This window comes from Paenibacillus oceani, from assembly GCF_014705615.1.
GTDB classification, from domain to species: domain Bacteria; phylum Bacillota; class Bacilli; order Paenibacillales; family NBRC-103111; genus Paenibacillus_AB; species Paenibacillus_AB oceani.
On record NZ_JACXJA010000027.1, the window covers coordinates 14,536 to 34,617 of the forward strand.

Below are 20,082 nucleotides of genomic sequence, written 5' to 3' on the forward strand. Positions count from 1 at the left end.
ACGTTGTGCGCATCCCAATTCAGGTTTCGGCGGAATCGGCGGAACCGATGTACCATCAGATTGAAGTTCAGCTCCGATCTTTAATACTAAGCGGCCATCTGCCGGAAGGCACATTGCTCCCGTCCATACGAGAATTTGCACAGGAGCTCGGTTGCAGCATTATAACGATTCGAAGAGTGTATCAGGACCTCGAGGGAGAAGGGCTGCTTCGCACCCGGCAAGGAACGGGAACGTTCGTAGCCTCCGTGGGTGTGACCGAGAGGGAACAATATAGGGCGGATGCCGTGATCGAAGGGTTTCGCGCAGCAATCGAGACGGCAAAGAGAGTTCACTGCTCGCGGGAAGAGACGATTCAGATTTTTGAACAGTGTCTGGCCAAGTGGATGCCACCGGAACAAGCGCAACCGGAAAATGGAGGGAAGCAGGAATGAACTCGTACGTCATATCGGTGAACGGTGCGGAGAAACGATACGAATCGTTCCAGTTGGGTCCGATCGAGCTGAACGTAGAGCCCGGCCTTATTGTAGCGCTGGTAGGCTCGAATGGATCGGGGAAGACGACCTTGTTTCAGATGATGATGAATACAGTATTGCCGGACCGTGGAACGATCGAAGTGTTCGGTAAGCGATACGAGGACTTCGAAGTAGACGTGAAGCGGCGCATCGGCTATGTGCCGGAATCGTCTTACTCCGAAGAGGCCGGTTGGAGAGTGCGCGAGCTTGTAGCTTTTCATTCGCGGTGGTTTCCGACCTGGAATCAAGCCAAGTGGTTGTCGCTTGCCGAACGGTTCGAAATCGATCCGAAGACGAATGTGAAAGTGTTGTCCAAAGGGATGAAGCGCCGACTGCTGTTCAGTCTGGCACTCGCTCAGGAGCCGGACCTGCTGCTGCTCGACGAGCCGTCCTCGGGACTCGATCCTTATGCCTGGCGGATTATGCTGGAGGAGATCGGCCAATACATGGCCGCCGGAAACCGCTCGGTCATAATGGCCACGCATACGATCGAAGAAGTGCGGCGGCTTGCCGATTATGTGGCGATCATTCATAAAGGACAGCTGCTCGAATATACCGACAAAGATTCGCTCGTCGATAGCTGGAAAACGTTCTGGGTCGGTCAGCCGTTGCCCGAACCGGAGCTGCTGCCCGGTATGGTCGAATGGGAAGAGGGACCTTTGATGCGAATTACGACGAACCAGGCGCAGCAAGCCGAGCAGGCGCTTTTGGATGCCGGAATCGCCATCGTGAAGCGTCAGCAGGTCGAGCTGGACGAAGTGCTGCATCACGTCATTGCAGCCCAAAGGAAGCAACCAAACGGGAAAGGGGCTATACGTGTATGAACCCTCTCAAAGTAGAGCAGGTGACCAAGAATTACGGAGATAAGGTAGCAGTTAATCAGATCGATTTCGAGGTCAGGCAGGGTGAAATATTCGGACTGCTCGGCGCGAACGGAGCCGGCAAAACGACGACGATGCGCATGGTGCTGGGACTGATCTACCCGGATGACGGCCGTATTTTGTGGAGGGGCCAAGGGTATTCCGACGAGCTTCGCCAGCTGCTTGGCTATTTGCCGGAGGAGCGCGGGCTTTACCCGAAAGTGAAAGTGAGCGAGCAGGTGCTGTACTTGGCGGAACTCCGCGGGGTCCCTCGTCAGAAGGCCGAGAACAGCTTGCGCGAATGGCTGGAGCGGTTCGAAGTGCCGGAGTATTACAATAAGCGGGTGGAAGAGCTGTCCAAGGGGAACCAGCAAAAGATCCAGTTTATTGCGGCCGTCATTCATGATCCGGATATTCTGATCCTGGACGAAGCGTTCAGCGGATTGGACCCGGTAAACGTAGAGCTATTGAAATCAACCGTTACGGATTTGCGCAAGGCAGGCAAAACGATCTTGTTCTCCAGCCACCGGATGGATCATGTCGAGGAGCTTTGCGAAAATATATGCATTCTGCATAAGTCGAATACGGTGCTGAAAGGCAGCCTGAAGTCGATCAAGCGTTCATTCCCGCGTGAAAAGGTGCTGCTCGATACGGAGCTGCAGATCACAGGGCTGGACCGGATCCCGGGCGTGCTCTCGGTGGAAGTGCGCGAGTCGTGGACCGAGCTTCGCATCGGAAGGCCGGAAGTGGCGCAGGAAGTGCTGAGAGTCGCTTCGTCTCAATCCGAAGTATACCGGTTCCAGCTGGTGGAGCCGACGCTTAACGAAATTTTTATAAAGACGGTAGGTGGTCAGCATGAATAAGCTGTCGACGGTCATCAAATTTACGTTTATGAATCGGGTTCGGGCCAAGGCGTTCACGGTGAGTACCTTGATCTTTGCGATCGTGCTGACGGTGATTATGAATTTACCGGCTATCATCTCGTATTTCTCTTCTTCAGACGGTTCGGCGGCTAAGGTCGGGATCGTGGGTCAAGAAACCGAAGTGACGCGTTCGCTCAAAAGCTTCTACGAGAGCCAGCCGGAGCCGGAATTGCAGATCGTGATGCTCGGCGATGCCGGATCGAAGGAAGCGAACGCCAAGCTGGGCAAAGAAAAGCTGGATGCGGGTGATGTGAAAGGGTACCTGGAGCTCATGGAGGACCCGGCTGCAGGATTCCCGAAAGTGATCTACAACTCCAAAAGCTCGATGGACTTTTCGATGGAATCGAAGCTGAAGCGAGTGCTGCAAGTGATCAAAGCAGAAATCGTCGTGAAAGATTTCGGACTGACGTCCGAGCAGCGTACGAAGCTGAATGCGCCTGTTGTCGTCGAAACGGTTCAAGTGCAGGAAGGGACGACCGGCAAGACCGAGTCGCAAATGGCTGTCGCGTACGTGCTCGTATACGCTCTGCTGTTCCTGCTGTATATGACGGTGATCGGCTACGGCAACATGGTGGCGACGGAGATCACGGCGGAGAAAAGCTCGCGCGTCATGGAGGTGCTCATCTCCAGCGTATCGCCGCTAAAGCAAATGTTCGGCAAAATCATCGGCATCTGCCTGCTCGGTCTCGTTCAGATCGCCGTGTTCGTCGTCGTCGGGGCGGCCAACATGCTGATGCCGCACAATAAAGAAATGATCAGCGAGTTGAACATCAGCCTGGGGGATATCCAGCTGTCGCTGCTCGGATATTTTATCATCTTTTACTTGCTCGGCTACTTTATCTACGCTACGATCTTCGCCGCCGTCGGCTCGCTGGTCAGCCGTACCGAAGAGGTGGGGCAGGCGATCATGCCGGTCATGTTCCTGATTATCGCAGCCTTTATGATTGCGATGTTCGGCCTGCAAAGCCCGAATGCGCCGTTCGTCGTCGCCATGTCGTTCGTTCCGTTTTTCTCGCCGCTGATTATGTTTTTGCGGATCGGGATGAGCGACCCGGCCTGGTGGGAAATCTGGCTCTCGATCGGTGTGACGGCAGCTACGATGTTCCTGCTCGGCTGGCTCGCTGCGAAAATTTACCGGGTTGGCGTGCTGATGTATGGCAAGCGTCCTTCGTTTAAAGAGCTCCGGAAAGCGATGAAGGCTTTTAAGGTTTGAGGATAGGCCTTTACATTGTGAGTGTGAGTAATGGTTACAACTGAGACCGATTATAGCTACAAATGAGACTTTTTATATTTACGAATGAGACTAAAAATAGAGCCAGTATGATCAAAAGCCTTGATCTTACAGGCTTTTTTAATTTTCAGTGTTTGTTTAAGGGGTATTCATTTCGGACACTCTCTACGTCATCTTCGCTTCCGGTAACCCGCGGTTTTCCGATCAATCCGTAGTAGAAAAGGCGATCGATATCTTGAAGAATCGTAGGGCTCGACTGTTCCATAAATCCTGGTCCAGCCAGCACTTCTTTAAACATTTGAATATAAAGTAATACCGCTTCCATTGAAAGATTCGGGTCGATACAACCTTCTTGTTTACCTAATTCGATCAATTTAATGAAAAAAGGAATCGTACGCTCCTTGTAGAACGCCTCGATTTGCTCACGAACCACCGGCTCGCTGCTGACTTGAACAAGATCCATGCTCAAGCATTCCGCCATTTCACCCCGTTCGCGCAAAAAAAATTCCATTTTTTCTTGAAAAGGGATCATTCTCTCTAACAATTCCTCATACTTGCTCATGGTTTTGTTCATGAGATCGATCAGTGTCATCCGCACAAGTTCTTCCTTGTTGCCGAAATAATTATAGATGGAGACGGGAGATACTTTGGCCAGCTTGGATATTTCCGCAATACTCGTTTTTTCTATTCCGAATTTGCAGATCAAGTCAAATGTTGCCCTCATAATTTGCTCTTTCTTCTTTACTGTGCGCAATTGATAGCCGTTCATATGCTCACCCCAAGTAGTACTATACACAATGTTTTGTAATGATACAATTCATCGATTACAAAATAGTGTTGCTCAAAGTCCATTATGGTTGTATTATGAATGATATGAATTAATATATTACAAAACATAAAGGATGTGTGAGTATGAACCGCATACCTGGTCCGCGTTCAGTTTTAGGCTGGAGATTGAACATGTTCCACTTCTTCCGTAGTCCGTTTGTATTTCAGCGATGGCTGTATGAAACGTATGGTAGTCTCTCCGCCTTAGGTCAAGGCGACAAGCCATCAACTGTTTTTGCTTTTGGTCCTGAGATGAACCATCAAATATTGACGAATCCGGATTTTTTCGACGTCAGTTCGGCATTTGTTAAGATCCCTAAAGACACAGTAATGGGGGAATTATTCTACCATAACCTGGTGCTCATGTCCGGCGAAAAGCATAGACAGCATCGTCGTCTTATGCAGCCTGCCTTCCAACGTGATCAAATTGTACAGTACGGTCACGATATGGCGATGATAACGGAGCGGTTAGCTGACGAATGGAGGGGGAGGTCAGAGATCGACTTGAACACCGAAATGAAAAAGCTGACACAGCGTATCGCTGTGAAGACGCTATTTGGCGTGCAGGATGAGGAAGGTATGGATCAGATGGGAACGCTGATCTCCCGAATGACGCGGTCTCTCTTGCTTGTCACTCTCGCACCCGTCAATATTCCTTTCACTCCTTATCATCGCGCTTCGCGGATTGCGGAGCAGCTCCATGCGCGGATTCGTTCCATGATTCATGAGAAACGGCGGGAACAGGGCGCAACTGACGTACTTGCTGCTCTTGTTCGAGCGCATGATGAAGATGGCACAACATTAACGGACGAAGAGCTAATCGGGCATACGTTCTCACTGTACGTCGCCGGCCATGAAACAACTGCTAACGCCTTGACTTGGGCGCTTTTTCTGCTCATCCAGCACCCGGATATCCATTCGAGCGTTATGGATGAGTTGAATGCCGTGCTTGGCGGCAGCCCGCCTGTTTTGGAGCAGTTAAGCAAGCTATCGCTGCTTGACAGTGTGGTCAAAGAGAGCTTGCGTCTGCTGCCTCCGGCCAGTATCGGTACCCGAATTACCGCGGCTCCTTGTGAGCTGGGCGGATATGCTCTGCCGGAGCACACTAACGTCTTTTTTAGCCAGTTGATCACACATCGGTTACCGGAACTGTACAAAGAGCCGGGCCGGTTCAAGCCGCAGCGGTGGGAAACTATCAAACCATCGGCATTTGAATATTTGCCGTTCAGCGCGGGACTGCACATGTGTATCGGCTGGCATTTTGCGATGCAGGAGCTCAAGATCGTACTTGCTGTACTTCTTCAACGGTACCGTTTATCGGTTGTCCGTAATGCAAGAATCAGCCCCAATCTGATGATGCGGCCTGTTCACGGGATGCCATTACGGATCGGTCAGCTGGACGGAAGGTTCGAACGGGAATCGGTACGAGGCACCATAAATCAACTGATCGAATTCTAAGAAATGAACTCGCCCAAAGTCTCAATCGTAGCCATATTTGCTTTCGATGAGCAATTAATCGCGAAAGCGGAAGGCAAGTGGCTCGGCTTGGAGCTATTTTCCCGCTTATGTGCTTTTTTCCTTGCTTATCTGAACAGAAGGGAACTGCTCGCCGTCGATGCGATCGGTTCCGCTGTCCAGACAGAAAAGCTGACAAGCCCGGATATCAGCACCGCAAGCTTGGAAGATATGATCCGTTATTTTGGCGAGCTCGGCGTGAAGGTGGCCGAATTCGTTTATTTAAGTCCCCCGTATTTGTCAAGAATGTACAAGCAGATGACGGGCCATGGGGCTGTTGGAATATATTAATGAAACGTGAATCAACAAAGCGAAGCTGCTGCTCAAGACGACAAACAAGAAAATTCATGAAATCGCTGCAGAGGTCGGGCTGGTATGAACGAGAGGAAAGATGCAACCGCCTATCCGGGCAGCGTAACGAATACTCCCGATGGCTGGGGCAAAATTTGGATGTCCGGGGCGGCTAGTTGGACCGTTAACTTCCCGGAGACGGGTGAATACGACTATTCCATTCGCGCTTACGGCGAAGGGGCAGCGCCTAAATTTCAGATCAAGGTGGACGGTCAGGTCGTTCCAAACTCATCTGTAAGCCCGGTCAGTTCGTGGAACAACTACAACGGAAATCTAGGTACGATTACAGCTGGCACCCATACCGTAACGATCCATAACAATAGCGCTGTCAGCGGCAATAACGTGGATGTCGCCCATATAGATATTATCGGGGCGGCCCCGGGGACGTTTGCTTTAACGGCGCCTGCCGATCAGGCTGCGCTTGCTTCAACAGCCGTAACGCTGAACTGGACGCAGCAGATCGCCGGGAAGATGTTCGCACCTTTCGGTGCGGACTCCTATACCGTCATCGTTGCCGACAATGTCGCATTTACGCTGCCGATCGTAAATACGACCGTAACCGCTACAACACATGAAGTCAACCAGCTGCAGCCCAACACGACGTACTATTGGAAAGTGATTGCGAATAATGCGAACGGCTCCACGGCTTCGAATGCCGTATTCAGCTTTACGACGCCGTAAGGTCCCGCTGCTCCTGTCCGCTACCTGGCTGTGAATGCAAGCGGAATAAATGAAGTAAGGCGGCTACCGCCCCGCCGGGTAATCCTACCAGCGCTTTATGGCAAAAAATTGCATGGCGGCTCCATCGCGGCGAGAAATTGTTCGAAGAAGAATAAAGGGAAGCGAGCCGCATCCGATTCCGATACGAGCCGGCCAACCAGTCAAATCCAATCCGGATTCGACTGGTTTTCTTGCATTCTCGGACGATTTGTGGCTAGATTAATACAGTGGCATTAAAGGTCTCTGGATGATCTTTCAGGGGTCTATTTGAAGTGGGCTATAAATCGAGTTTATAGCTGATATCGAATATGTTCATTTTACTTATAGTGGACATATAGGGTATGGTACAGGAGTGACACTTTATTCAATTTGTTGTTGGGAGCGATCAGAGTGGAAAGAGTGGTTGGAACGGTTGTTAGAGGGCTTCGTTGTCCCATTATTAATAAAGGGGACTGCATTGAAGATATCGTAGTAGACAGCGTATTGAAGGCCGCGTCCATAGAAGGCTTCGCCATCAGGGACAAAGATATTGTAACCGTTACCGAATCGATAGTTGCGCGCGCGCAAGGCAACTACGCGACGATTGATCATATTGCAGCCGATGTGTGTGCCAAATTTGGCGATGACGCCACGATTGGCGTGATTTTCCCGATTTTGAGCCGCAACCGGTTCTCGATTGTGCTGCGCGGCCTCGCGAAACGCGTCAAAAAAATCGTGCTCATGCTCAGCTATCCGTCCGACGAGGTGGGCAACCAGCTGGTGGATATGGATCTGCTGGATGAGAAAGGGATTAACCCTTGGACGGATGTATTGACCGAAGCGCAGTTCCGTGAAGCTTTCGGTTATAACAAACACCGCTTCACAGGCGTCGATTACATCACGTACTACAAATCGCTGATCGAGGATGCGGGCGCGGAATGCGAAGTCATTTTCTCCAACCATCCGAAGACGATTCTGGAGTACACGAAGGACGTTCTGACTTGCGATATTCATTCGCGATTCCGGACGAAGCGCATTCTGAAGGCAAACGGCGGACAGAAGGTGTACAGCCTCGATGAGATCTTGTCTTCCCCGGTTGACAGAAGCGGCTATAACGAATCGTACGGCTTGCTGGGCTCCAACAAATCGACGGAGGAAAGTGTGAAATTGTTCCCGCGCGATTGCCAGCCGGTGGTGGACCGGATTCAGCAGACACTTCACGAGAAGACGGGCAAGCAGGTCGAAGTGATGATCTACGGGGACGGGGCTTTTAAAGATCCGGTAGGTAAAATATGGGAATTGGCCGATCCTGTAGTATCCCCTGCCTATACGGCCGGTCTGAACGGGACACCGAACGAGGTGAAGCTGAAATATTTGGCGGACAACAACTTTGCCGGTCTGCGCGGCGAGGAATTGAAGCAGGCGATCTCCGAGTTCATTACGAACAAGGAAGCGGATCTGGTCGGCGCTATGGAATCGCAAGGCACGACCCCGCGGCAGTTAACCGATCTGATCGGTTCGTTATCCGACCTCACCTCGGGCAGCGGAGACAAAGGAACGCCGATTGTGTACATTCAAGGCTACTTCGATAATTACACGAAATAAGATGCAGAAAAAAGCGGCAGTTCGGAACTTCTCATGAAGGTTCCGGACTGCCGCTTCTTGTATACACCTGATCCTATACCGGCCGCAGGTTACCCGATATAGACGACAGCCCCGTCCCGCTCCAGCGCTTTGGGCAGTTCGGCCTGCAGCAATTCGATCCGGCTCGCCAGCTTGGCGATCCGCTCTCCTCCGGACTGATTCGAAGCCCATTCCTTCAGTCGGGCCAGTTCATCCAGCACCGCAGGCAAGTCTTCCTTCGTGATGTCGATGCCGGTGGAGAAGAGGGGGACCCACTGGAGGCCCAGTTGTTCTGCGGCTGGCTCCCAGCATTCCGCAAAGAAAGCTTCCGCCGCAACGGGAATATGGAATTGCCGTTCGAAGCCGTTGGCGGGATCGGGTACAAACGCACTAATGGACATTATGGTTTCCCTCCAAATATAACGTTAAAGGTATAATCCGGAAATTCGCGTCTCAGCTGGTTCAAGCTGTTTTCGACAGCGCTTTGCAGCTCTGGGGTATTGCCGTCCAGCCGGAATACGAAGCTGCGGATCGACTTGATCTGGTCCAGACCGGGTACTTCGGGAGTTCCGTTGGTCGTCGGCCGGGTCGCGGCGGCTTGGGCCAGGTTTTGTATACGCGTCCGCGTTTTTCCGAGAATTTGCTTGTCGGCAAATTGCTGCGGCGTCTGCGTGGGTTGACCCGTCCGCGGATTGAGGCGATCCAGCCCTTTGGCTGTTTTGTCTTCGTAGAAAATCCCTTTTTCTACATCGATTTCGTCAAATTCGCCAAGCGGACTTCCCCGATGGTCGACTATTTCGACTTCGTTATAGGTTTTCCCTGTCGGGGGCGCTCCGTCGCCGGTTTCCTCCTCCGTTTTATCCTTTTTCGGAGCCTCCTCATCCGGCTTGCGGGGTTCGTTCGGATGTTTGCCGGTTGACGGAGGCTTCTCCGGAACGTCCGCTTTCGGCTTGCGCGAGCCGATGCGATCTAAGAGCTTGCGCACATAGGCGCGTCCCTTCTGACCCAGCCAGCCGAGCGCTCTGCCGAAAGGAATTCGGCTGAGCACGATGCCTGTCGCGATAGCGAGCGCATTTTCCGGAGTCAGCATCTTCCGCGGGTCGCGGATATAGCCGGCGATCTGATGCCCGCTACCGGCAATTCCCGCCACCGTCATCGCGATGCCGAGCGCCGGCCAGAACCCGACGAACAGCAGGGACAACGCGAGCGCGCCAAGGACGATTCCGGCCTGCTCATACCATTCGAGCCGATCCCACCAATTTTGCAGCGAATCGAACATGCAGGCGAAGCAGGCCGTGTCGCCACCGGCGGCATAAGTCCCCAAACCTGCGAACAGTCCGGCGGCGAGGAGGATCATCGCGACCGCGGTCAGCGTCTGGTAGAACACTTTCGTCCGCTCCCGCACGTGTTCCTGTATGCCGGCAGCTTCTTCATTCCCGTACAGCAGGTTGAAGCCGAGCTCCCTCCGCCCCCGGTAAAACTCCAGTCCGTACACGAACTTCCCCCGGTCCCGCAAGAGGGAGGAGCCGATGTTCCATAGCTCGGTGAACGGGTTGAGGAACCGCTCTCCGGGCAGCGACGGCAGACGGTTGCGCACCTTGTTCAACAGCGCATAGTCGGCGACCAGTGCTGCGGCCAGCATCATAAGGAATACGGGCTGAGTCGTATGCCCGTCGCCGATCCATTCGTGCAGGACGAACACCCAGTCCGGCAGCTTATACTGGCCGTTATAGGCCGCGTGATTCAGAATCGCCCACAGCAGCAGGAGCGCCGGGAGCAGCCACACCCACCTCGTCAGCCGGGTCCGCAGCCGGCAGGCGATCCCGATGCCAAGCGCGATCAGGGCGGTATGTACGGGATGACCGACGGTCATTAACGAGGGCGCCAGACTTTCCTCGAAGTACCCGGGAAACAGGGTGAAGAAGTCCCAATGGATCGTTTCGCCGCCGAGCAGCGTAAAGCTGTAGCCGTATTTGTCCGACAAGGCGCCGGAATTCAGCCAGCGGCGGGTGAGCTCCTCCATCAGTTGAAATCCGGTGCCGGTTGCGCCGCCGATCAGCGCATAGTCGGTTAAGCTCAACGATGTAGCGCGGCGGGAGAACAATACAAACAAGCCCAAAGGGAGGAGCTTCCACAATTCCTCGAAAATCGGCGTAACCACAGCTACGGACCAGGTAGCCGACGTTTTGCCGCCGAAAATGGCGTGGATCGTCGTAAGGGTCAGCGTATTCAGCGGCACGACTACGAACACACCGGCGAGCACGAACCATACCGTGTGCTTCCACGGCAGCGTTTTGCTCCGGCATAAGAACCAAAATTGCAGCAACACATAAAACGACCATAAATACTGAACAACCATCGTACGCGACTCTTTCATGAAAAACAAGCTGGCGAGGAAGGCGAGCAGCGAAAACCACATCCAAACCGCGTAAGCCGTCCGGATCAACGGATATTTCGAAATCCATGTTTGGCAAACCCGGTACATCGATTCAAGCCGATCCCGGATTCCGGTGCGAACGTGCCAGATCGTATTCATTTCGGTCTCCTTTTGCCAGCTGGATACGGCGGGTTCAGACATCCCGCCTGCAGCGTGATAGGTGGGTTCGCTTCCTATCATAACGATTGCCGCAAATCGCCAGGAAGTGGCAAAAGGGCCAAGATCGTAGTCATATAGACTAATTTAATGAGGCGGGATTACCGAATCCAGGGTAGGACAAGGAGCATCGCGGTGGCGCTGAGACACTAACTTCATGAAAGTTTCTATAATTGTAATCAAAATCACAGGACAGAAGGCGGAAAATTGGGTAAACTGAATGTATACCCATACACGTATGAGTAAATGGAATAATTGGGGGAGTGCCTAATGAAGAAAAAGATCCTTATCGTCGGAGGAGTAGCGGGAGGTGCGTCAGCGGCAGCCAGACTAAGGAGACTGGATGAGCATGCGGATATTATATTGTTCGAGCGGGACGGATACATTTCATTCGCCAACTGCGGTCTGCCTTATTATATCGGGGAGACGATTCAGGAGCGGTCCAAGCTGATGGTGCAGACGCCCGAAGGGATGAAGGCCCGATTCAACCTTGACGTCCGGACCCACAGCGAAGTGATCCGGGTCGATCCGGAGCGGAAGCGGGTAGAGGTCCGCAGCGCGGATAAGGGAATCTACGAGGAATCGTACGATTTCTTGGTCCTGTCTCCCGGCGCCAAGCCGATAAAACCTCCAATACCGGGAATCGAGAACGGGTTTATTTATACGCTCAGGAACATTCCGGATACGGACCGGATCAAAGCTCATGTCGATCAGCAGAACGTGAAAAGCGCGATTGTAGTCGGAGGCGGCTTTATCGGAGTGGAGATGGCTGAGAACTTGCGGCAGAGGGGATTGGAGGTCGCCTTGGTGGAGGCCGCTCCTCATATACTTGCTCCCTTCGATTCGGAGATGGTCGCTTTCGCCGAGAAGGAGCTGGAGGACCATGGCGTGGTGCTGTACCTCGGTGACGGTGTGCGGACATTCCGGGAGCGCGATCAAGGGATCGAGGTGTTGCTGGACAGCGGAACGGCTCTACCCGCCGATATGGTCATTCTGGCGATCGGCGTCACTCCGGATACGGGATTCCTGAAAGATTCGGGTATCGGGCTCGGACCGCGCGGCCATATCCAAGTAAACGGGTTTATGCAGACGAATAAAGAAGGCGTCTATGCGGTAGGAGACGCGGTAGAGGTCATCGATTACGTGAACGGCAGCGTGATGGCCGTACCGCTGGCGGGACCTGCTAACAAGCAGGGCAGAATCGCCGCGGATCATATATGCGGTCTGGAATCAGCTTACAAAGGAACGCAAGGAACCGCCATTATTCAAATATTCGGCCTGACCGGCGCCAGTACCGGTAACAGTGAGAGGACGCTGATGCGTCTGGGAATCCCGTACCACGTGCTGTACGTGCACCCGAATTCTCATGCCGCCTATTATCCCGGCGCCGCTCCGATCGCGATCAAGCTGCTGTTTAATGGACAGGGCAAGCTGCTGGGCGCGCAAGCGTTCGGCTCGGAGGGCGTGGATAAACGGATGGACGTAATCTCCACGGTACAACGCTTGGACGGAACGGTGTACGACTTGGCCGAATTGGAGCTGTCTTACGCGCCGCCGTACTCGTCGGCCAAAGACCCGGTGAATATGGCGGGATACTTGGCGGAAAATATACTGGGCGGGTTGACCGAGGTAGTTACGTATAAGGATGTGGATCAGAGAAAAGAAGGCGAGCAGATCGTTCTCGACGTAAGAACGAAAGCCGAATACGACAAAGGGCATATCGAAGGGGCCGTCCATATTCCGGTCGACGAGCTGCGCAGCCGGATGCACGAATTGGATCCGGACAAAGAGATTTACGCCTATTGCGCCGTCGGCGTGAGGGGACATGTCGCTTCCCGAATATTGACCCAGCACGGATATCGGGTCAAAAACGTAACCGGCGGCTACAGAACGTACGCGATGTCCCGGTATGCGGCCGGGAAGCGGGGACGATAAAACGCGGCCAAAGCTTGAACCGGGACATGTAAAGAAAACGAACCTCCGGCCCGCCAATCGGCGGGGAGCGGAGGTTCGTTTCTTTACATCGTCCGGCCGGGCGCAACCATTCTTCTTCATCGTGGACGGCAGCTGTACAACTACCGCAACGATCCGCCGGGAGAGCGAATTTGTATCCGAAGGGATAATAGGTGGGATCCTTTTGATTTGATAAAATGGGATACACAACCAATGGGCGCGACCTGATGCGGATCAGAAGGAGAGACAGGCTTGGTATGAAAATGAATATCGATATCGTGAAAGTTATGGAACAGTTAGGTTTGGATCCGGCTGTTCTCGAACAAGTCCATCAGCAATTTTCCCGGCAGAAGCAGGAAAGTGCCCGGCCGAGCCGGGTTCGTCCAGGCGGACTGTCGGAAGGGAACGAGGCGGACGTCTGTGAGGATGCAGGATGACGTGATATGTCTTTTCTTGAAGGGGGGACTGCCCGGCATAGGTGGCAGAAACGGTGTATACAGTAGTAGCCTCTAACCCCACTCTATGTGTGGGGTTAGAGGCGAATGTTTGTAGTATAAACTACTTCAGGTTATTAAAAGCACTATCTTTCAATTTTTTGAATCCATCATCATGCAGATAAAGGTCTCTTTCTCTTAAATCTTTACCGTCTATATTGATCTTACCCTGATATAATGCATGAATCCAGTAAGCGTTTCGTTGCTCGGACCAGTTGAGAAATAGGATGTATTTAGCATTATCGTACAACTTCACGTTGGCTTCGGAAGATTTTACTTCTGCAACGATCCGTCGATCTGCAATCTGGTACCCTACAATTGCCAAAACGAGCGAGAGGGAAACAACGATCCCAGTGACAATTCGCTTTTTACTTTTCATGGATACACACACCTCTTATAAGTAATCGATACCACTACTTATTTGAATGCAATCATTTCGCCCACATTAATATTAACGACCTAAAAAAAGGAAGAGTTTCAAACGCTTTTATGAAGCCGTCTTTCGTTCCTGACACACAGTTGTCAACAACGAAACGTTATGATGATTACAGATTCGGATTCACATTACCTGAAACAAAGAAAGGAACGGGAACCTTCCAATGACCAAAACAAAAGCGAAAAACAATCTGGGTGTAATCATCGCGGGGCTTCTGCTCGCCATCCTGATGGCTTCGATGGACAATACGATCGTGGCGACTGCGATGGGGACGATCGTCGGGGAGATCGGAGGTCTGGACAAATTCGTCTGGGCGACGTCCGCTTACATGATTGCGGAGATGGCGGGCATGCCGATCTTCGGGAAACTGTCCGATATGTACGGGCGCAAACGGTTTTTCATTTTCGGAATTATCGTCTTTATGATCGGCTCCGCTTTATGCGGAATGGCGGAATCGATCGTGCAGCTCAGCCTGTATAGAGGGATTCAGGGAATCGGCGCCGGCGCGATGGTGTCGATTGCGTTCACGATTATGTTCGACGTCGTGGCGCCGGAGAACCGCGGCAAGATGACCGGCATGTTCGGCGCTTTATTCGGCTTGTCCAGCATTGCGGCTCCGCTGCTCGGAGGGTACATCACCGACTCCCTTCATTGGGGATGGATTTTTTACATCAATTTGCCGCTCGGTTTGATTGCTTTCGTCTTCATCGCGTTTTTCTACAAGGAGTCCAAGGAGCATTCCAAGCAAAAGATCGATTTTCTGGGCGCGTTTTTGCTGGTGGGTGCGATTGTCTGTCTGATGTTCGCGATCGAACTGGGAGGCAAAGTGTACGCTTGGGGTTCGCTGCAAATCGGAGGTTTGTTCACGGGATTTGCCATTCTCGTCGTGCTGCTTATTGTGGTGGAGCGAAGAGCGGCCGAACCGATCATATCGTTCCGGATGTTCCGCAGCCGTCTCTATACGACGAGCAACCTGGTCGCCATGCTTAGCGGAGCTTCGTTTATGACAGCCTCGATGTTCATCCCGATCTATATTCAGGGTGTGCTGGGAGGCACGGCGACGAACGCGGGGCTTGTCCTGCTTCCGATGATGGTCGGCTCGGTGGTGACGGCGACGGTGGGCGGATTTCTGATGTCCAAACTGCCGTATCGGACGATCCTGATTCCGACGCTCGTGATTCTGGTCGGCGGGATTGCGCTGCTGGCTGCGATGTCGGCGGAATCGCCTCGATTCCTGATGACGATTTATATGATTCTGGTAGGACTCGGCATCGGGGCGTCCTTCTCGGTGCTCAGCAGCGCCGCGATCCATACGTTCCCGGCCGCACAGCGGGGAGCCGCCACGTCGACGCTGAACTTCAACCGTTCGCTCGGCATGACGCTCGGCATTACGATTTTCGGCATCATCCAAAGCCATTCGCTCACGGGCAAACTGACGAGCGCATTCGGAGGCGGCGACGCGGCGAATATGCCGGCAGGTATCAACTTCGGCGATCCGTATGTCCTGTTAAATCCCGCAATTCGCCAGACGATGGACCAGAAGGCGCTCAGCCTGATCACCGAAGGACTGTCTTCCTCGATCGCTTCGACGTTCGCCTGGACGTTGATCCCTGCCGTGCTCGCGGTGGCCGCGGCGTTTATCATGAGCCGGGAGAAGCTCGACCCGTCCTCGCAGGCGGACGAATACGCCGCTTCGCATTAAGACCCGATCCTGACATACAGCTGTCGGGGAAAATCAGGTATGATGAATGTACTATTCTCCGCAGCTGGAGGTTCGCTGAATGAAACTGGAACGGCTGATGGCCATCACCATCTTATTACTGAACCGTAAACGGGTGCAGGCGCAGGAGCTTGCCGAGCGGCTGGAAGTATCGCTGCGCACGATATACCGCGACCTGGAGTCGCTCAGCCTCGCGGGCATTCCGATCGTGTCCTATACGGGAACGGAAGGCGGCTATGAAATTATGGAGAGCTTTCGCCTGGATCGTCAAATGTTGTCGCTCGATGAGCTGATCGTGTTATGCACCGCCCTGCGGGGTCTCCAGTCGACGCAGGCGCCGACCCCCGCCAATATGGACCGGCTGCTCGATAAGGTCGGCGCGCTGGTGTCGCAAGCGGAGCAGGATCGGTTCGCAGACGGCGACCAGATTCTGATCGATCTGACCCCTTGGAGAAATAACGGCGCGGAACGGACCAAGTACGAATCGCTGCAAAAAGCCGTCCAAGACAAAAAGCTGATAAGCTTCGCCTACACCGACGGCAAAGGGGAAGAGACCGAGCGCCTCGTCGAGCCTATGGGGCTCGCTCTTAAAAGCTACTCCTGGTATTTGCACGGCTATTGCTTGAGCCGCGAGGATTACCGGATCTTCAAGCTGTCCCGCATCCGGACCCTGGAGGTTCAGCCGGAATCGTTCGAGCGCCGGGCGATGACGCTGTCGATGCTGAACGAGCGGTGGACGGCGCCCCGGACCGAGCGTACGGTCGATCTTGTTCTGCGGTTTACGGGAGAATCCAAAGTACATGCATCGGACTATTTCGACGAGAAAGAAATCGAAAAGCAGCCGGACGGATCGCTCCTGGTCCGGACTGCCCTGCCTGACGAAAAGTGGATGATCGGGTTCCTGCTCCGTTTCCGTACCGAAGTGCTTATACTGGAGCCTGCCCATCTGGCCGCAGCCGTACGCCGCACGGCGCTCGAAATAGCGGCTTTGTATCCATCCTCCTAGCAAACGTCTTTAATCTTGTAGCCTTTTACAACAGAAGCAATCACTTGAACGGCAACGACGATCCCGATCAGAGAAAGCAAGCTTTCCGTAGCCCGATTCCAAATGGAGCTCGCCAACTCGTAAGCTTCGCTGCCGATCGGCGCCAACCCGCTGTCGGCCAACTGAGCCAAGAAATCGGGATTCCAGATCGACGCGTCGGAGAACATTGCCAAGGCAAGCACAAAATGAAGCAGATGAATCACGATATCGGCGGCGATCAGCTTGGTGGTCCATCTGCCGAAGATAAACTTGGCGCAATCCAGCAGCACGCTGCCGGCGAGCAAAGCCCAGATAAACGGAAGAAACGTCCGGAACACTTCTTCATTAAAGAACGGCACCACGATCGACGAGCCTTCCGATGGAAATCTCCAGATGCCAAGCAGTCCGATAGAGAAGGTAAACAATACCGTGAACAGAATCGTAAAGATAATGCTGGCAATCGGATCGGCACGGCTGATCCGGGTCCGGGAATCGGGCAAGGGAGGCAGCTCGGACGGTTTCCAGGAGGCGTCTTCTTTGATTCCCAGCTTCTCCTTGCGGACACCGGCATAGTCGATAAAGCCGAAGACCACCGTGACCCAGGTGAAGCCCTGAAAGCACGCATTAATGAAAGAAAACAGATTGCCGACAAAATGGTCGAGCACGTTGGCCGGGTCCATAAACGTCTCGATGCCGAATACGGCGGTCATGGCGATTCCGATTGCGAACAGAACGACTTTGAGAATCGACACATAGGTCGGGAACAGTGCCGGGCTAATCAGATACTGCTTATATCCCCGGTACTGGTCGGCCAGCTTGCGCGGATGGCCCAGCTCGAGGAGGACTTCCTCCACATCCTTCTCGGTCGGCTCCCCGCCCTGGATGCGCTCCTCCAGCATATCCTCGATTAATCCGTGAAGCTCCTTTTCGATATCCGCCCGCTGCGCTTCAGGCAGCTTGTGCGTTACTGCGTAGATGTATCTTTTAACCAATTCCATCGTTGTTTCCCCCTCCGCCAATCAAGCTTTCGATACTGACACTCAGGCTTTTCCATTCCAGGCACAGCTGTTCGTACACTTCTTTCCCGGCGGGACTGAGCACATAATATTTCCGGGGGCGGGCTTCATTCGTGTCCCAGCTGCTCTCAAGCAGTTCCTGCTTCTCGAGTCGGCGCAAGAGCGGGTACAGGGTACCCGGGTCGACGTTAATCCCGTTCTCCTCCAGCACGGTAACCAGCGAATAGCCGTACTGCGGTTCGGACAATAAACTGAGCACGCCGATAATAATCGTTCCTCGCCGAAGCTCTTGGGTTAATCCGTTAATCGTCTCCGTAAGTTCCTTCATTGGTATCAGCTCCTGTTGTTATCATACTGTACGACACACACTATTGTAAATAGTATAATATCATATATTTCATAATATTATTGATGTTCGCATAAAAAAATCCCCCGTCGGATCGGTTAACGATCTGACGAAGGGATGGATTCAACTACCCGTATATTTAATAATAAGGCGAAATCATCAAGTAGACGAGCACGCCCGTCAAGCTGACATACAACCAGATCGGCATCGTCCACCGGGCCAGCTTGCGGTGCTTCGGCACGTTCATCTGAAGACCGCGGGCCAGCGTAAATAAAGCAAGGGGCACAATGACGGCGGCCAGTACGATGTGCGTGATCAGGATGAAATAATAAAGGCCCGCCAATACTCCGCTGCCGCCGTACGAAGTCGATTCGGACAAAGAGTGGTAGGTAAGATACGACACCAGGAAGAAGGCGGTCGATGTAAAAGCGGCAAATATAAAGTTTCGGTGCCAGACGATGTTTTTACGGATAATCATGATCAGCGCCAACACGAGAAACACGAAGGTGAACCCGTTCAGTATCGCGTTAAACTTGGGCAAATAGGTGTAATCTTTACTGGCGTCGCCCATTTGCGGCATAAACAGCAAGGCGAGCACGATGCCGTTAATGATCACGGTCAAAGCGACGACGATAATCGTAATCAAGCGCTCCTGACCGGCGTTTTTCGATCGTTTCATGTCCGGGCTCCTTTCCAAGTGAGCGGTTCTGATGGCCGGTTACCGTTATCTTAAACTTGTGCCTGGACCGTGTCAACGACGCTTCTGTGAACGTTCGCGGGCTGCGAAAGCAGCAAAGCTCCGGTCACCGCGGGGAGCGGCTGCCGGAGCTTAAGGACGCCTGAGGCAAGGTGCGCGGCTTGCTGTCGTTACACCCGGTGGGCTTTCTGCGCCGGCTTCGCAAGCGCCTCTTTCCATAGGGTGCGCCAGACTTCATAGTCGCCCAGCACGCTCTCCGGACGACTGGCGCTGCGGGCGACGAACGAAGGATGGAAGTCGCGGCCGGAGGCGGCGCCGGTTTTGTGATACCTGAGGTCGAGCGACCAGCGCACGATATCCGAACGGTTGGACGTTCCCCGGTGCGGCGTATATTTGTTCATGATGACGATCCCGCCTTTGCGGCACTCCGCGGTAATCGGCGGATCGGAAGGCAGCAGCTCCTTGACGATGGTGGTGCCGCCTTCGGCCTGATGCTTCAGATAGCCGCCTTTAAAAGCGCCGGGTATGATCTCCATGCAGCCGGTTTCCTTTGTCGCGTCGACCAGAGGGAGCCAGAACGTAATCATTTCGGACGCCTCCGAATCGGGGGACGTAACGGCGGCATCCTGATGCCAAGGGACGTTCTCCATGCCGGCTGACTGCTCGCCCTCGCCTTTCCAGGGCATCTTCGACCGCAAATGCTGGATCGGATTGCAGGACAGCTCCCGTCCGAGCAAACATTCGGCGATATCGAGCAGCCGCTGATTGGTCAGAAAGGCGAACATCTCGCGCCCCAGCAGTTGCATAATGTCGAAGCCGCGGTTCATGTCCGGACATTGGGCATGCAGCAGGGCAAACCGGCGCTCGAACGGTTCGTCTTCATGCAGCTCCGTAATCCGCCCATCCGCATGATAAGCACGCGCCCGTTCATCGATCAATCGTTCGATTTCGCGGATAACCGGCCCCAGATCGTCCTCTGTCAGCACATCCTCTACGATGACATAACCGTTGGTTTGAAAGTCGATGATTTGCTCAAGCGTTAACGCCATTCCGATTCCTCCTATAGGGTGGTTCGTTTCCCCCTCAGTATAAAAAATCGGCCCGGTCTGTTGTAGGAACAATCTATCCCGGAACCTGCACGATATTATCCTGTCGGCTCTACCGTCCCGATTGCGGGCCAGTCTGGGAGGAAAACAGAACCGGTCATCGAAACTATACCTTACGCGAGTGCGGCCCAGACGAGCACTGGAAAGGGGAGAGG

General features: G+C 53.4%; 20 protein-coding genes. 12 read left to right on the top strand and 8 right to left on the bottom strand.

Annotation, left to right across the window (positions count from 1 at the left end):
• Positions 1-5 precede the first annotated feature (5 nt).
• From IDH45_RS19210 to IDH45_RS19225, 4 genes are read left to right on the top strand one after another with little or no spacing between them, the layout of a single operon-like run.
• Positions 6-431, top strand: coding sequence for a GntR family transcriptional regulator (locus IDH45_RS19210; protein ID WP_190929744.1), 426 nt, complete (start codon positions 6-8; stop codon positions 429-431).
• Complete coding sequence (locus IDH45_RS19215; RefSeq protein ID WP_190929745.1) at positions 428-1,336, top strand: ABC transporter ATP-binding protein; 909 nt, start codon at positions 428-430, stop codon at positions 1,334-1,336. Before IDH45_RS19210 ends, IDH45_RS19215 begins: the two co-directional genes overlap by 4 nt.
• Positions 1,333-2,235: an ABC transporter ATP-binding protein gene (locus IDH45_RS19220; protein ID WP_190929746.1), complete on the top strand. Its 903-nt coding sequence runs from the start codon at positions 1,333-1,335 to the stop codon at positions 2,233-2,235. Before IDH45_RS19215 ends, IDH45_RS19220 begins: the two co-directional genes overlap by 4 nt.
• Positions 2,228-3,508, top strand: coding sequence for an ABC transporter permease (locus tag IDH45_RS19225; protein WP_190929747.1), 1,281 nt, complete (start codon positions 2,228-2,230; stop codon positions 3,506-3,508). The genes IDH45_RS19220 and IDH45_RS19225 overlap by 8 nt, the downstream gene beginning before the upstream one ends.
• A 145-nt stretch (positions 3,509-3,653) precedes the next feature.
• On the opposite strand, the gene IDH45_RS19230 is transcribed toward IDH45_RS19225, so the two are convergent.
• Positions 3,654-4,295 carry a TetR/AcrR family transcriptional regulator gene (locus tag IDH45_RS19230; protein ID WP_190929748.1) on the bottom strand — a complete coding sequence of 214 codons (642 nt, stop codon included), beginning with the start codon at positions 4,293-4,295 and terminating at the stop codon, positions 3,654-3,656.
• Positions 4,296-4,438: 143 nt separating this feature from the next.
• Between IDH45_RS19230 and IDH45_RS19235 the strand changes: the two genes are divergently transcribed.
• The 4 genes from IDH45_RS19235 (at position 4,439) to IDH45_RS19250 (ending at position 8,524) form a co-directional block, all read left to right on the top strand.
• Positions 4,439-5,812 carry a cytochrome P450 gene (locus IDH45_RS19235; RefSeq protein ID WP_190929749.1) on the top strand — a complete coding sequence of 458 codons (1,374 nt, stop codon included), beginning with the start codon at positions 4,439-4,441 and terminating at the stop codon, positions 5,810-5,812.
• A 3-nt stretch (positions 5,813-5,815) separates the two neighbouring features.
• The gene (locus tag IDH45_RS19240) at positions 5,816-6,160 is read left to right on the top strand and encodes a hypothetical protein (protein WP_190929750.1); all 345 of its coding nucleotides are present in this window, start codon (positions 5,816-5,818) and stop codon (positions 6,158-6,160) included.
• 84 nt (positions 6,161-6,244) lie between these two features.
• Positions 6,245-6,901 carry a fibronectin type III domain-containing protein gene (locus IDH45_RS19245; RefSeq protein WP_190929751.1) on the top strand — a complete coding sequence of 219 codons (657 nt, stop codon included), beginning with the start codon at positions 6,245-6,247 and terminating at the stop codon, positions 6,899-6,901.
• Positions 6,902-7,330: 429 nt separating this feature from the next.
• Positions 7,331-8,524, top strand: coding sequence for a coenzyme F420-0:L-glutamate ligase (locus IDH45_RS19250; protein ID WP_190929752.1), 1,194 nt, complete (start codon positions 7,331-7,333; stop codon positions 8,522-8,524).
• Between the two features lie 89 nt (positions 8,525-8,613).
• Here IDH45_RS19250 and IDH45_RS19255 read toward each other — a convergent pair whose 3' ends face one another.
• On the bottom strand, positions 8,614-8,943 hold the full coding sequence (locus IDH45_RS19255) for a hypothetical protein (RefSeq protein WP_190929753.1): 330 nt from the start codon (positions 8,941-8,943) through the stop codon (positions 8,614-8,616).
• Positions 8,943-11,078 (bottom strand): PrsW family glutamic-type intramembrane protease, encoded by a 2,136-nt coding sequence (locus tag IDH45_RS19260; RefSeq protein ID WP_223836800.1) that lies wholly within the window; start codon positions 11,076-11,078, stop codon positions 8,943-8,945. Before IDH45_RS19260 ends, IDH45_RS19255 begins: the two co-directional genes overlap by 1 nt.
• Before the next feature lie 327 nt (positions 11,079-11,405).
• Between IDH45_RS19260 and IDH45_RS19265 the strand changes: the two genes are divergently transcribed.
• Together IDH45_RS19265 and IDH45_RS19270 are read left to right on the top strand one after the other, a co-directional pair.
• Positions 11,406-13,070: an FAD-dependent oxidoreductase gene (locus tag IDH45_RS19265; RefSeq protein ID WP_190929754.1), complete on the top strand. Its 1,665-nt coding sequence runs from the start codon at positions 11,406-11,408 to the stop codon at positions 13,068-13,070.
• A 275-nt stretch (positions 13,071-13,345) separates the two neighbouring features.
• Entirely contained in the window at positions 13,346-13,525 is a 180-nt protein-coding gene (locus tag IDH45_RS19270; protein ID WP_190929755.1) for a hypothetical protein, read from the top strand.
• A gap of 121 nt (positions 13,526-13,646) precedes the next feature.
• Here IDH45_RS19270 and IDH45_RS19275 read toward each other — a convergent pair whose 3' ends face one another.
• Positions 13,647-13,961, bottom strand: a complete 315-nt coding sequence (locus tag IDH45_RS19275) for a hypothetical protein (protein WP_190929756.1) — start codon at positions 13,959-13,961, stop codon at positions 13,647-13,649.
• Between the two features lie 220 nt (positions 13,962-14,181).
• On the opposite strand from IDH45_RS19275, the gene IDH45_RS19280 reads away from it, so the two are divergent.
• Together IDH45_RS19280 and IDH45_RS19285 are read left to right on the top strand one after the other, a co-directional pair.
• Positions 14,182-15,720 (top strand): MFS transporter, encoded by a 1,539-nt coding sequence (locus IDH45_RS19280; protein ID WP_190929757.1) that lies wholly within the window; start codon positions 14,182-14,184, stop codon positions 15,718-15,720.
• Between the two features lie 79 nt (positions 15,721-15,799).
• Positions 15,800-16,744 (top strand): helix-turn-helix transcriptional regulator, encoded by a 945-nt coding sequence (locus IDH45_RS19285; protein ID WP_190929758.1) that lies wholly within the window; start codon positions 15,800-15,802, stop codon positions 16,742-16,744.
• On the opposite strand, the gene IDH45_RS19290 is transcribed toward IDH45_RS19285, so the two are convergent.
• The 4 genes from IDH45_RS19290 to IDH45_RS19305 all read right to left on the bottom strand — a co-directional run bounded on the left by IDH45_RS19290 (position 16,741) and on the right by IDH45_RS19305 (position 19,870).
• Entirely contained in the window at positions 16,741-17,760 is a 1,020-nt protein-coding gene (locus tag IDH45_RS19290; protein ID WP_190929759.1) for an HAAS signaling domain-containing protein, read from the bottom strand. The two genes, IDH45_RS19285 and IDH45_RS19290, sit on opposite strands and share 4 nt — an antisense overlap.
• On the bottom strand, positions 17,747-18,106 hold the full coding sequence (locus IDH45_RS19295; protein ID WP_190929760.1) for a PadR family transcriptional regulator: 360 nt from the start codon (positions 18,104-18,106) through the stop codon (positions 17,747-17,749). Before IDH45_RS19295 ends, IDH45_RS19290 begins: the two co-directional genes overlap by 14 nt.
• Positions 18,107-18,263: 157 nt before the next feature.
• Entirely contained in the window at positions 18,264-18,803 is a 540-nt protein-coding gene (locus IDH45_RS19300) for a DUF420 domain-containing protein (RefSeq protein ID WP_190929761.1), read from the bottom strand.
• 188 nt (positions 18,804-18,991) lie between these two features.
• Positions 18,992-19,870 carry a phytanoyl-CoA dioxygenase family protein gene (locus tag IDH45_RS19305; RefSeq protein WP_190929762.1) on the bottom strand — a complete coding sequence of 293 codons (879 nt, stop codon included), beginning with the start codon at positions 19,868-19,870 and terminating at the stop codon, positions 18,992-18,994.
• Positions 19,871-20,082 lie beyond the last annotated feature (212 nt).

What these genes read in the sequence shown, in the direction of transcription:
- IDH45_RS19215 (WP_190929745.1), top strand. Translation starts at nt 428, where the DNA reads ATGAACTCGTACGTCATATCGGTGAACGGTGCGGAGAAACGATACGAA.
- IDH45_RS19220 (WP_190929746.1), top strand. Translation starts at nt 1,333, where the DNA reads ATGAACCCTCTCAAAGTAGAGCAGGTGACCAAGAATTACGGAGATAAG.
- IDH45_RS19225 (WP_190929747.1), top strand. Translation starts at nt 2,228, where the DNA reads ATGAATAAGCTGTCGACGGTCATCAAATTTACGTTTATGAATCGGGTT.
- IDH45_RS19230 (WP_190929748.1), bottom strand. Translation starts at nt 4,295, where the DNA reads ATGAACGGCTATCAATTGCGCACAGTAAAGAAGAAAGAGCAAATTATG.
- IDH45_RS19235 (WP_190929749.1), top strand. Translation starts at nt 4,439, where the DNA reads ATGAACCGCATACCTGGTCCGCGTTCAGTTTTAGGCTGGAGATTGAAC.
- IDH45_RS19240 (WP_190929750.1), top strand. Translation starts at nt 5,816, where the DNA reads ATGAACTCGCCCAAAGTCTCAATCGTAGCCATATTTGCTTTCGATGAG.
- IDH45_RS19245 (WP_190929751.1), top strand. Translation starts at nt 6,245, where the DNA reads ATGAACGAGAGGAAAGATGCAACCGCCTATCCGGGCAGCGTAACGAAT.
- IDH45_RS19255 (WP_190929753.1), bottom strand. Translation starts at nt 8,943, where the DNA reads ATGTCCATTAGTGCGTTTGTACCCGATCCCGCCAACGGCTTCGAACGG.
- IDH45_RS19260 (WP_223836800.1), bottom strand. Translation starts at nt 11,078, where the DNA reads ATGAATACGATCTGGCACGTTCGCACCGGAATCCGGGATCGGCTTGAA.
- IDH45_RS19265 (WP_190929754.1), top strand. Translation starts at nt 11,406, where the DNA reads ATGAAGAAAAAGATCCTTATCGTCGGAGGAGTAGCGGGAGGTGCGTCA.
- IDH45_RS19270 (WP_190929755.1), top strand. Translation starts at nt 13,346, where the DNA reads ATGAAAATGAATATCGATATCGTGAAAGTTATGGAACAGTTAGGTTTG.
- IDH45_RS19275 (WP_190929756.1), bottom strand. Translation starts at nt 13,961, where the DNA reads ATGAAAAGTAAAAAGCGAATTGTCACTGGGATCGTTGTTTCCCTCTCG.
- IDH45_RS19280 (WP_190929757.1), top strand. Translation starts at nt 14,182, where the DNA reads ATGACCAAAACAAAAGCGAAAAACAATCTGGGTGTAATCATCGCGGGG.
- IDH45_RS19285 (WP_190929758.1), top strand. Translation starts at nt 15,800, where the DNA reads ATGAAACTGGAACGGCTGATGGCCATCACCATCTTATTACTGAACCGT.
- IDH45_RS19290 (WP_190929759.1), bottom strand. Translation starts at nt 17,760, where the DNA reads ATGGAATTGGTTAAAAGATACATCTACGCAGTAACGCACAAGCTGCCT.
- IDH45_RS19295 (WP_190929760.1), bottom strand. Translation starts at nt 18,106, where the DNA reads ATGAAGGAACTTACGGAGACGATTAACGGATTAACCCAAGAGCTTCGG.
- IDH45_RS19300 (WP_190929761.1), bottom strand. Translation starts at nt 18,803, where the DNA reads ATGAAACGATCGAAAAACGCCGGTCAGGAGCGCTTGATTACGATTATC.
- IDH45_RS19305 (WP_190929762.1), bottom strand. Translation starts at nt 19,870, where the DNA reads ATGGCGTTAACGCTTGAGCAAATCATCGACTTTCAAACCAACGGTTAT.